At 55.4% G+C, this 10795-nt stretch carries 10 protein-coding genes; 5 read left to right on the forward strand and 5 right to left on the reverse strand.

What is annotated here, in order from left to right:
- Window positions 1-56: 56 nt before the first annotated feature.
- From fixX to HVX72_RS17580, 4 genes are read right to left on the reverse strand one after another with little or no spacing between them, the layout of a single operon-like run.
- Window positions 57-344 carry a ferredoxin-like protein FixX gene (fixX, locus tag HVX72_RS17565; RefSeq protein WP_042290155.1) on the reverse strand — a complete coding sequence of 96 codons (288 nt, stop codon included), beginning with the start codon at window positions 342-344 and terminating at the stop codon, window positions 57-59.
- Window positions 341-1627: an FAD-dependent oxidoreductase FixC gene (fixC, locus tag HVX72_RS17570; RefSeq protein ID WP_181821997.1), complete on the reverse strand. Its 1287-nt coding sequence runs from the start codon at window positions 1625-1627 to the stop codon at window positions 341-343. The genes fixX and fixC overlap by 4 nt, the downstream gene beginning before the upstream one ends.
- A 22-nt stretch (window positions 1628-1649) precedes the next feature.
- Window positions 1650-2591 (reverse strand): electron transfer flavoprotein subunit alpha/FixB family protein, encoded by a 942-nt coding sequence (locus HVX72_RS17575; protein ID WP_181821998.1) that lies wholly within the window; start codon window positions 2589-2591, stop codon window positions 1650-1652.
- Between the two features lie 11 nt (window positions 2592-2602).
- Window positions 2603-3376, reverse strand: coding sequence for an electron transfer flavoprotein FixA (locus HVX72_RS17580; protein WP_181821999.1), 774 nt, complete (start codon window positions 3374-3376; stop codon window positions 2603-2605).
- Between the two features lie 455 nt (window positions 3377-3831).
- Between HVX72_RS17580 and caiT the strand changes: the two genes are divergently transcribed.
- The 5 genes from caiT to caiD all read left to right on the forward strand — a co-directional run bounded on the left by caiT (window position 3832) and on the right by caiD (window position 10276).
- Complete coding sequence (gene caiT, locus HVX72_RS17585; protein WP_042290166.1) at window positions 3832-5376, forward strand: L-carnitine/gamma-butyrobetaine antiporter; 1545 nt, start codon at window positions 3832-3834, stop codon at window positions 5374-5376.
- Window positions 5377-5379: 3 nt separating this feature from the next.
- A complete protein-coding gene (gene caiA, locus HVX72_RS17590; protein ID WP_042290168.1) occupies window positions 5380-6522 on the forward strand; it encodes a crotonobetainyl-CoA dehydrogenase in 1143 nt (380 codons plus the stop codon).
- A gap of 88 nt (window positions 6523-6610) precedes the next feature.
- Window positions 6611-7828: an L-carnitine CoA-transferase gene (caiB, locus tag HVX72_RS17595; RefSeq protein WP_042290171.1), complete on the forward strand. Its 1218-nt coding sequence runs from the start codon at window positions 6611-6613 to the stop codon at window positions 7826-7828.
- A 57-nt stretch (window positions 7829-7885) separates the two neighbouring features.
- Window positions 7886-9439 (forward strand): crotonobetaine/carnitine-CoA ligase, encoded by a 1554-nt coding sequence (gene caiC / locus HVX72_RS17600; RefSeq protein WP_181822000.1) that lies wholly within the window; start codon window positions 7886-7888, stop codon window positions 9437-9439.
- A 51-nt stretch (window positions 9440-9490) separates the two neighbouring features.
- Window positions 9491-10276, forward strand: a complete 786-nt coding sequence (caiD, locus tag HVX72_RS17605; RefSeq protein ID WP_042290176.1) for a crotonobetainyl-CoA hydratase — start codon at window positions 9491-9493, stop codon at window positions 10274-10276.
- Window positions 10277-10372: 96 nt separating this feature from the next.
- Here caiD and caiF read toward each other — a convergent pair whose 3' ends face one another.
- Window positions 10373-10762 (reverse strand): carnitine metabolism transcriptional regulator CaiF, encoded by a 390-nt coding sequence (gene caiF, locus HVX72_RS17610; RefSeq protein ID WP_181822001.1) that lies wholly within the window; start codon window positions 10760-10762, stop codon window positions 10373-10375.
- Window positions 10763-10795 lie beyond the last annotated feature (33 nt).

Raw genomic sequence — 10795 nt, forward strand, 5'->3', positions numbered from 1 at the left:
TATCCTGTGTAAACATCCTGCCTGATGACCCTTCGCATCGCCATCCGGCGCCCGGTTTAGCCGTAGCGAAATTCCACACCAAAGGTGCCGCGCGGATATTCCCATTTCTCCAGCGCCGTACCCAGCCCGAGGATGCGGCAGGTACCGCATTCCAGGCATCCCGCATAGTCAAAACGCACGCTGCCGTCATCCTGTTTTTTGTACAGCCCGGCAGGGCACGCCTTGACCAGTACATCCAGCACCTGCTGATTCGCATCGCTTTTCACGATGATGTGCGGATGCTCCTCATCGACATTGAATTTATTGACGCCCAGTTTGACGTCCACATTGACGGGAGAAGTCATAATGCGGTCACTCCTTTCAGACCATCTTTCATCAGATTGATGAAGCCTACGTTTTTCGCGTGACGCAGGATTTTCTTACGCAGCGGCACCGGCGCGCTGCCGTCGACGGTGAACAGGTCGCGGGCGATCCCCACCGCCATTTCCGGGTAGCGGGTAAACATCCGGGGATTATCCAGCAGCGCGGGCAAACGCTGATACATCCGCATATCCCGTAGCGGGCCGTCTTCCAGGTACTGGCGATACGTTGCCAGCCCCTGACGGCTAAAATCATTGCGCAGCCTCGCCGAGAGCACCGCTTTTGCCGCCGCTTCGCCAGCGGCAACGGCTAAATCCATACCGCGAATGGTGAATCCCAGGTTCAGGCACATTCCTGCGGCATCGCCGGCAATCAGCACACCGTCGCCTACCAGTTCAGGCTGCATGTTCATCCCGGCTTCCGGTACGACATGCGCCGCATATTCAACCAGTTTGCCCCCGGCTATCAGCGGCGCGACGGCCGGATGCTGTTTAAAATCTTCCAGCATTTGCGGAACCGATTTTTTCGCCTCCTGTAAATGATGAAGGCCACATACCAGCCCCAGCGAAAGCGTACTTTCATTGGTATAGAGGAAGCCGCCGCCCATCAGGCCATCGGTAGGCGAACCGGCGAACAGGCAGGCCGCGCCTTCGTTGCCCTGGAGCTGAAAACGATCCTCAATAACCGCTTTCGGCAGTTCGATCAGCTCTTTTACCCCCACCGCGACGTGCGCAGCGTCGACCCGTTTCGCCATACCCAGCTTTTCCGCGAGCAGGGAGTTCACCCCGTCGGCGAGGATCACCACATTTCCTTCAATGATCTCGCCGTCGGCTTCAACGCCCACCACTTTGCCATCGCGCTGTACCACGTTATCCACGCGGATCCCGGCAATCAGCTGTGCGCCCGCCGCTTCGGCCTGATCCATCAGCCAGCCGTCAAACCGGCTGCGCAGCACCGAATAAGAAACCTCTGCTGGCGAAGCGCTTTCCGCGTTGAGATAGTCCACCGTCATCGCACCGCGATCGGTCATAAAGGACAGTTTTTCATGAGTGATGACGCGCTCAACGGGAGCCTGCTGCGCAAACCCCGGGATAATGCGCTCGAGACTGTGCGCGTAAATGCGCCCGCCGGTGACATTCTTCGCGCCCGCCGAATTCCCACGTTCGATAACCAGCACTTGCGCCCCTTCCCGGGCAAGCACCAATGCCGCAACGGACCCGGCGAGCCCTGCCCCTACGATAATGGCGTCAAAGATATCTTCAGACATACATCCTCCCTGCTGGTGTGGATTAGCGCGCCAGAGCGGCGGTCAGCGCAGGAAGGATCTTCAGCGCATCGCCGACAATGCCGTAGTCCGCGTACTGAAAGATCGGCGCATTTTTGTCTTTGTTAATGGCAAAGATGGTCTGCGCGCCGTTCGCTCCAACCATGTGCTGGATCTGCCCGGAGATCCCCACCGCCAGATACAGCTCGGGTTTCAGCATCAGATTTGAGATCCCGACATAGCGCTCATGCGCCATCCACTTCTCGTTTTCCGCAACCGGACGAGAGCAGGCCAGTTCGGCGCCGATGGCCTGACATAGCGCTTGTGCCAGCGCGATATTCTCCTGGCTGCCGATGCCGCGCCCCACGCTGACCACCAGTCGCGCTTTGTCGAGGTCGACGCGCTGGCTCTGCCGCGCCTCGGTGGCGGTACGGGTTACGCTTGTCTCCGGCGCCTGCCATGCCACAACATGCGTCTCGCCGCTGCGTGACGCGTCCGGCTGCGGCGCGTCAAACGTCCCGCTATTGAGCGTGATCACCGCGAAAGGCGATGTCACGGTCTCGTTCCCTATCGCCAGGCCGCCATACACCATATGTTTGACCTGTGCATGACCGTCCTGGCAGAGTACGTCGCTGGCGTCGTTTGAGACCGCCGCGGCGAGACGATGGCCCAGCTTAGCCGCCAGTAGCTTGCCGCGACGGGTATTGGGCAGCAAAACCAGTCCGGCGTCGCCCTGCTGACGGATGGTCTGCGCAATGACGTCCGCATAATCCTCCACCATGCGGTCGTCCGGTTTCCCCTGCAACAGCCACACGCGCTCCGCACCGTACTGCAACGCCGTTGTCTCCTCGTCGGCGTGCTGCACAAACGCATTCACTTGTTCACCTAAAATCCGCGCGCCGCCGATCAGTTCCGGCAGGCGTGAAGCCATATCGCTGAAAACCCAGACGCTGGAAAACTTGCTCATAACATCCCCTTTTAATTAATCATCTTGCGCAAACTGTCGGCAAATGCGGCGATCTGCTCTTCACCATCGCCTTCAATCACTTTGCGCAGGCGTTCTCGCTGCTTCGGCGCGGCTACTGTTTGTGAGGAACGCGCTTCCCCTGCGTTAAACCCAATATCCGCCGCAGACCAGACCTGAACCGGTTTCTTCGCCGCGCCCAGAATGGCCTTCATAGACGGGATTTGCGGAGAGTTAATGTCAGTGGATACCGCCACCACGGCAGGTAGCGGGATGCAGAGGGTTTCGATTTCGTCTTCCAGCTCACGTTCAACGGTCAGCGTGCTTTCGCTCAGCGAGAGGATCTTGCTGACGCCGTTAACCGCCGGAATGTTGAGGATTTCGCCGACCAACAGACCAACCTGCTGCGCGTACAGATCGGACGATCCGTCGCCGCAAATCAGCAGATCGAACCCCCGCTTTTGCGCTGCGGCCGCCAGAGCGCTGGCCGTCTGTTGCGGGAGCGCCTGTTCAAACGGGTCGTCAATGACCACTACCAGCTCATCCGGACCGCGCGAAAGCACGTCTTTGCGTCCCTTCGCATTGGTTAGCGCTTTGCCGCCCACGCTCAGGGCGATAACCTGCGCGTCGCTGACCTGCTGTTTAAGCTGGCAGGCGGCTTCAATCGCATTCAAATCGTACTGGCTGATTTTGCTTTCGGCTTTGCTGATATCCAGGGAACCGTCAGCATTATTAATCGAAATATCCTGTTCGTCAGGTACGCTTTTATAGCAAGTCAATATCTTCATTGCATCTCCAGAAGTCATGAATATCGGCGGTGTTAATTACAGATAGCACGCACGTTAATTCCGAAATAAAACCTTAATCACCATTATTGAAAATGTCACACACTGATGATTTCAACTTTCAATATTGTTAACCGCTTCACCAATATTGAACACAAGCGAATACAACAGCTAATTTTCAATATTGTTTTACGGATCACCAATATTGAACGCCGACGGGTATAAAAAGCGCCAAACACACCATTAACTTATTGATTAAAAATAAAAATATCAATATCGACACCCCATAACAGCCCGTCTGAAAAGTGTGATGAGGGTAACAGAACACAGCCACGCGAATACCCATTATGAGTTATTCGCTCACGCGCCCCGAGGTTAAATGACCATCAACAACTATGTAATAAAAATAGAACAATTGGGAACGAATAATACATTCATTTTTAAACTGGAATTAGCGCATGAAAAATGAAAAGAGAAAGTCCGGCATTGAGCCAAAGGTTTTCTTTCCACCATTAATCATTGTCGGAATACTTTGCTGGCTAACGGTTCGCGATTTAGACGCAGCGAATATTGTTATTAATGCCGTCTTCAGTTATGTCACCAATATCTGGGGATGGGCCTTCGAATGGTATATGGTCGTCATGCTTATCGGCTGGTTCTGGCTGGTATTTGGCCCCTACGCCAAAAAGAAACTTGGCGATGAGAAACCGGAGTTCAGCACTGCCAGCTGGATCTTTATGATGTTCGCCTCCTGTACCTCTGCCGCTGTGCTGTTCTGGGGCTCGATTGAGATTTACTACTATATCTCGACCCCGCCGTTTGGCTTTGCCGCTCACTCAACCAGCGCGAAAGAACTGGGCCTCGCATACAGCCTGTTCCACTGGGGACCGCTGCCGTGGGCGACCTACAGTTTCCTTTCTGTCGCCTTCGCCTACTTCTTTTTTGTCCGCAAAATGGACGTGATCCGTCCCAGCTCCACGCTGGCGCCGCTGGTGGGGGAAAAACATGCCAAAGGGCTGCTCGGCACCATCATTGATAACTTCTATCTCGTCGCGCTGATTTTCGCGATGGGCACCAGCCTGGGCCTTGCGACGCCGCTGGTCACGGAATGTATGCAATACCTGTTCGGGATCCCGCATACCCTGGAGCTGGACGCCATTATTATCACCTGCTGGATCATCCTCAACGCGATTTGCGTGGCCTGCGGCCTGCAAAAAGGGGTGCGTATCGCCAGCGACGTGCGCAGCTATCTGAGCTTCCTGATGCTCGGCTGGGTGTTTATCGTCAGCGGCGCCAGCTTCATCATGAACTACTTCACCGATTCGGTGGGCACGCTGCTGATGTATCTGCCGCGCATGTTGTTCTATACCGATCCTATCGCCAAAGGTGGCTTCCCTCAGGGCTGGACCGTTTTTTACTGGGCGTGGTGGGTGATTTACGCCATTCAGATGAGCATCTTCCTGGCGCGCATTTCCCGTGGACGCACCGTGCGCGAACTGTGTTTTGGGATGGTGTTAGGGCTGACCGCCTCCACCTGGATCCTGTGGACCGTGCTGGGCAGCAACACCCTGTTATTGATGGATAAAAACATCATCAACATTCCGCAGTTGATAGAGCAGCACGGCGTGGCGCGCGCCATTATCGAAACCTGGGCCGCGCTGCCGTTCAGTACCGCCACCATGTGGGGATTCTTCATCCTCTGCTTTATTGCCACCGTGACGCTGATTAACGCCTGTTCGTATACCCTGGCGATGTCGACCTGTCGCGAAGTGCGCGACGGCGACGAGCCGCCGCTGCTGGTGCGGATCGGCTGGTCGGTGCTGGTGGGCGTCATCGGTATTGTGTTGCTGGCGCTTGGCGGCCTGAAGCCGATTCAAACCGCCATCATTGCCGGCGGCTGCCCGCTGTTCTTCGTCAACATTATGGTGACCCTCTCCTTTATTAAAGACGCCAAAGCGCACTGGAAAGACAACTCAATTACCCCTAACAGATCAAGAGGTTGAAAGATGGATTTTAACTTGAATGACGAGCAGGAACTGTTTGTCGCCGGTATTCGCGAACTGATGGCCAGTGAGAACTGGGAAGCCTATTTTGCCGAGTGCGACCGTGACAGCGTGTATCCGGAGCGCTTTGTTAAAGCGCTGGCGGAGATGGGTATCGACAGCCTGTTGATCCCGGAAGAACATGGCGGGCTGGAAGCGGGGTTCGTCACCGTTGCCGCTGTCTGGATGGAGCTGGGACGTCTCGGCGCGCCAACCTATGTGCTGTACCAGTTGCCGGGCGGTTTTAACACTTTCCTGCGCGAAGGCACGCAGGAGCAGATCGATAAGATCATGGCCTTCCGGGGGACAGGCAAACAGATGTGGAACTCGGCAATCACCGAACCGGGAGCGGGATCGGATGTGGGCAGCCTCAAAACCACCTATACCCGTAAAAATGGTAAGGTTTATCTCAACGGCAGTAAGTGTTTTATCACCAGCAGCGCCTACACGCCCTATATCGTGGTGATGGCCCGGGACGCCGCGTCGCCTGACAAACCCGTTTATACCGAATGGTTTGTCGATATGACGAAACCCGGCATCCAGGTGAATAAACTCGATAAGCTCGGCCTGCGGATGGACAGTTGCTGCGAAATTAACTTCGATGACGTCGAACTGGATGAAAAAGACAGGTTCGGGCGGGAAGGCAACGGCTTTAACCGCGTGAAAGAAGAGTTCGATCATGAACGGTTCCTGGTGGCGCTCACCAACTACGGTACAGCGATGTGCGCCTTTGAAGATGCAGCGCGCTACGCTAACCAGCGCGTACAGTTTGGCGAAACCATCGGTCGCTTCCAGCTGATTCAGGAAAAATTTGCTCACATGGCCATCAAGCTCAATTCGATGAAAAACATGCTGCTGGAAGCCGCGTGGAAGGCCGATAACGGCACGATTACTTCGGGAGATGCGGCGATGTGCAAATACTTCTGCGCCAACGCGGCGTTCGAGGTGGTGGACAGCGCAATGCAGGTACTGGGCGGCGTTGGAATTGCCGGTAATCATCGTATTAGCCGCTTCTGGCGAGATCTGCGCGTGGACCGCGTTTCCGGTGGGTCTGACGAAATGCAGATCCTGACCCTCGGTCGCGCGGTGCTGAAGCAATACCGTTAATCATTATCGGGTGTTTTTTCCTGGCCGGATAAGGCGTTCACGCTGTTATCCGGCCTACGGGACACCTATAACTGCCAGGAGCATAGGTATGAATCGTCTCCCCATGCCCACCTTTGGCCCGCTTGCCGGGCTGCGGGTGGTTTTTTCCGGCATCGAAATCGCCGGACCGTTCGCCGGACAATTGTTTGCTGAATGGGGCGCGGAGGTTATCTGGATTGAAAACGTGGCCTGGGCCGATACCATTCGCGTCCAGCCCCACTATCCGCAGCTTTCGCGCCGTAATCTCCACGCGCTGTCGCTGAATATTTTCAAAGATGAGGGGCGGGAAGCGTTTCTCAAATTAATGGAAACCACCGATATCTTTATTGAAGCCAGCAAAGGCCCGGCATTTGCCCGCCGCGGTATTACCGATGACGTCCTGTGGCGACATAACCCGAAGCTGGTTATCGCCCATTTATCCGGCTTTGGTCAGTACGGCAGCGAAGAGTACACCCACCTGCCAGCCTATAACACCATTGCCCAGGCGTTCAGCGGCTACCTGATCCAGAACGGCGACGTCGACCAGCCGATGCCCGCCTTCCCGTACACCGCCGACTATTTTTCCGGCATGACCGCCACCACCGCGGCGCTGGCGGCGTTGCATAAAGCGCGTGAAACCGGCAAAGGCGAAAGTATTGATGTCGCAATGTACGAAGTCATGCTGCGTATGGGTCAATATTTCATGATGGATTATTTCAACGGCGGCGAGATATGCCCGCGAATGACCAAAGGTAAAGATCCCTACTACGCTGGCTGCGGACTGTATAAGTGCGCCGACGGCTACATCGTGATGGAGCTGGTCGGTATTACGCAAATCGCCGAATGCTTTAAGGATATTGGTCTGGCGCACATTCTGGGCACACCGGAGGTTCCGGAAGGCACACAGTTGATTCACCGGATCGAATGCCCTTACGGACCGCTGGTAGAGGAAAAACTCGATGCCTGGCTGGCGACACGCACCCTCGCCGAGGCTCAGGCACGCTTCGCCGAGCTGAATATCGCCTGCGCCAAAGTGCTGACGATTCCGGAACTGGAAGGTAACCCGCAGTACATTGCCCGGGAATCCATTACCCAATGGCAAACGCTGGATGGCCGCAGTTGCAAAGGGCCAAACGTGATGCCGAAATTCAAAAATAACCCTGGAAAAATCTGGCGCGGCATGCCGTCACACGGCATGGATACCGCCGCCATTCTGCATAACATCGGCTACAGCGACGCTGAAATTCAGTCACTGGTCAGTAAAGGTCTGGCCAAAGTAGAGGATTAACCCGAACGCGCTAACCGGCATTGCCGGTTAGCGCCTGAATAAATGGACAGAGGTGCTATGGATATCGTTGGCGGACAACACTTACGCCAGATGTGGGACGATTTGGCCGAACGGCATGGCAGTAAAACGGCGCTGATTTGTGAATCCAGCGACGGGGAGATACGACAGTACAGCTACGCGTCGCTCAATGAGGAGATCAATCGCACAGCGAATCTGTTCCACGCCTCAGGCATTCGCAAAGGGGATAAGGTTGCCCTGCATCTGGATTACTGCCCGGAATTTATCTTTTGCTGGTTTGGACTGGCAAAAATCGGCGCCATCATGGTGCCGATCAACGCCCGCCTGCTGCGTGAGGAAAGCGCGTGGATCCTGCAAAACAGCCAGGCCAGGCAGATCGTCACCAGCCCCGCGTTTTTGCCGATGTACCGCGAGATCCAGCGTGAAGGCGAAACGCAGTTAACCCTTATCTGGGTGGTTGGCGAAAACGTCGGGACTGAACCCGGCGTGAGTCACTTTTCTCTGCAAAAAGATCGCCAGCCGGGCGCCTTGCAGGAAACGGTACCGCTGTCTACCGACGACACTGCAGAGATCTTATTTACCTCCGGCACCACGTCACGACCAAAGGGGGTGGTGATCACCCATTACAACCTGCGCTTTGCCGGATACTATTCCTCCTGGCAGTGCGCCCTGCGTGAAGACGATATTTACCTGACGGTGATGCCTGCGTTTCATATCGACTGTCAATGCACCGCCGCCATGGCAGCATTCTCGGCAGGCGCGACGTTTGTGCTGGTTGAAAAATACAGCGTCCGCGCCTTCTGGCAGCAGATCCGAAAATACCGCGCGACCGTCACAGAATGCATCCCAATGATGATCCGCACGCTCATGGCGCAACCCGTCACACCGCAGGACAACCAGCATTGTCTGCGGGAAGTCATGTTCTATCTCAACCTTTCGGAACAGGAGAAAGACGCCTTTGTCACCCGTTTCGGCGTGCGCCTGCTGACCTCCTATGGCATGACGGAAACCATCGTCGGCATCATTGGCGACCGACCCGGCGATAAGCGACGCTGGCCGTCGATAGGCCGTCCGGGATTTTGCTACGAAGCGGAAATTCGCGACGAGCAGAACCGTGCGCTGCCCGCTGGCGAGATTGGCGAAATCTGCATCAAGGGGGTACCGGGCAAAACACTCTTTAAAGCCTATTACGCCAGGCCCGACGCCACGGCGAAAGCGTTCGACTCCACCGGCTGGTTACACACCGGCGATTCCGGATATTGCGACGAAGACGGCTTTTTCTATTTTGTCGACCGGCGCTGCAACATGATTAAACGCGGCGGTGAAAACGTCTCCTGCGTTGAGCTGGAAAATATCATTTCCGCACATCCTAAAATTCAGGACATCGTGGTGATTGGTATTCAGGATGCGATTCGCGACGAAGCCATTAAAGCCTTCGTCGTACTTAATGAAGGCGAAACGCTGACGGAAGAAGAATTCTTCCATTTCTGCGAACAAAATATGGCGAAATTCAAAGTGCCCTCGTTTATGGAAATAAGAACTGACCTGCCCCGTAACTGTTCAGGAAAAATAATCAAAAAGAATCTGAAATAACCCTGCTGGCGGGAAATGCCCGCCAGTTACTTTATTTTCTGGAGATGAACCATGAGTGAATCTTTACGTTTGACCCGTAACGGACCTGTTCTGGAAATCATTCTGGATCGACCTAAAGCCAATGCGATCGATGCCAAAACCAGCTTTCAGATGGGGGAAGCTTTTCTGCAATTTCGTGACGATCCCGAACTGCGCGTCGCGATCGTCACCGGCGCGGGGGAGAAATTCTTTTCCGCAGGCTGGGACTTAAAAGCCGCCGCAGAAGGTGAAGCGCCGGACGCCGACTTTGGCCCCGGCGGTTTTGCCGGACTAACGGAATGCTTTGATCTCGATAAACCGGTGATTGCCGCCGTGAACGGCTATGCCTTTGGCGGCGGTTTCGAACTGGCGCTGGCGGCGGATTTTATCGTCTGCGCCGAAAACGCCAGCTTTGCGCTGCCGGAAGCGAAACTGGGCATTGTGCCAGACAGCGGCGGCGTGTTGCGTCTGCCAAAACGGTTACCCCCGGCCATCGTGAATGAAATGGTAATGACCGGCAGACGAATGGATGCCGCGGAAGCGCTGCGCTGGGGGATCGTCAACCGCGTGGTCAGCCAGCAGGAGCTGATGGACAGCGCGCGCGAACTGGCGCAAGAACTGGTCAACAGCGCGCCGCTGGCCATTGCCGCGCTGAAGGAGATCTCTCGTACCACCAGTGAAATGCCGGTCGAGGAAGGGTATCGTTTTATCCGCAGCGGCGTGCTGAAGCACTATCCGTCGGTCCTGCATTCAGAGGATGCCCTTGAAGGGCCGCAGGCATTTGCGGAAAAACGCGCCCCGGTATGGAAAGGCCGTTAACGCCTGATGACACAGCATTTATCCGGCCTGTGATGTTCGCCATCCCCAGGCCGGATACGTCGATTATACCGCCATTCGATACGGCGGATCTCCGCCTTACCGCCGCAAACTCTTTGACAGCATCATCTGCCATTTCTGCTCACGGTTCAGTTCTGACGGTGGAACCGCCGGGATCCGGGGCGCTCTGCTGGCCACCTTTTCCTGCGCGCGCTGTCCCAAACGCGCGTAAAGCTGCGGCGCGATATGGGTTACCCGCACCAGACGCTGGCACTGACAGCCCCGTCCTTCCAGTTGGTTAGGGATGGTCTTAGTCTCACAATGAATTTCCCCCACTTCCGCGAGAATATAAGAGACGGTATTAATTGCTTTGCAATGATCCATATTAAACTGCTTTGCAATCTCTTTTGCGCTGACCCAACGCTTTTCCGCCATAACCCAGTCGGCAATCATCAAATAAAGTGGTTTTTCAACATACTTTTCACACATAAGCACACCATTTCACAAATTAAAAATCGTGTT

Origin of the sequence: Citrobacter sp. RHB21-C05 (assembly GCF_013889015.1) — a bacterium.
GTDB classification, from domain to species: domain Bacteria; phylum Pseudomonadota; class Gammaproteobacteria; order Enterobacterales; family Enterobacteriaceae; genus Citrobacter_A; species Citrobacter_A sedlakii.

Bases quoted from the DNA above. Each gene is read 5' to 3' on its own strand.
- fixX (WP_042290155.1), bottom strand. From the start codon at position 344: ATGACTTCTCCCGTCAATGTGGACGTCAAACTGGGCGTCAATAAATTC.
- fixC (WP_181821997.1), bottom strand. From the start codon at position 1,627: ATGTCTGAAGATATCTTTGACGCCATTATCGTAGGGGCAGGGCTCGCC.
- HVX72_RS17575 (WP_181821998.1), bottom strand. From the start codon at position 2,591: ATGAGCAAGTTTTCCAGCGTCTGGGTTTTCAGCGATATGGCTTCACGC.
- HVX72_RS17580 (WP_181821999.1), bottom strand. From the start codon at position 3,376: ATGAAGATATTGACTTGCTATAAAAGCGTACCTGACGAACAGGATATT.
- caiT (WP_042290166.1), top strand. From the start codon at position 3,832: ATGAAAAATGAAAAGAGAAAGTCCGGCATTGAGCCAAAGGTTTTCTTT.
- caiA (WP_042290168.1), top strand. From the start codon at position 5,380: ATGGATTTTAACTTGAATGACGAGCAGGAACTGTTTGTCGCCGGTATT.
- caiB (WP_042290171.1), top strand. From the start codon at position 6,611: ATGAATCGTCTCCCCATGCCCACCTTTGGCCCGCTTGCCGGGCTGCGG.
- caiC (WP_181822000.1), top strand. From the start codon at position 7,886: ATGGATATCGTTGGCGGACAACACTTACGCCAGATGTGGGACGATTTG.
- caiD (WP_042290176.1), top strand. From the start codon at position 9,491: ATGAGTGAATCTTTACGTTTGACCCGTAACGGACCTGTTCTGGAAATC.
- caiF (WP_181822001.1), bottom strand. From the start codon at position 10,762: ATGTGTGAAAAGTATGTTGAAAAACCACTTTATTTGATGATTGCCGAC.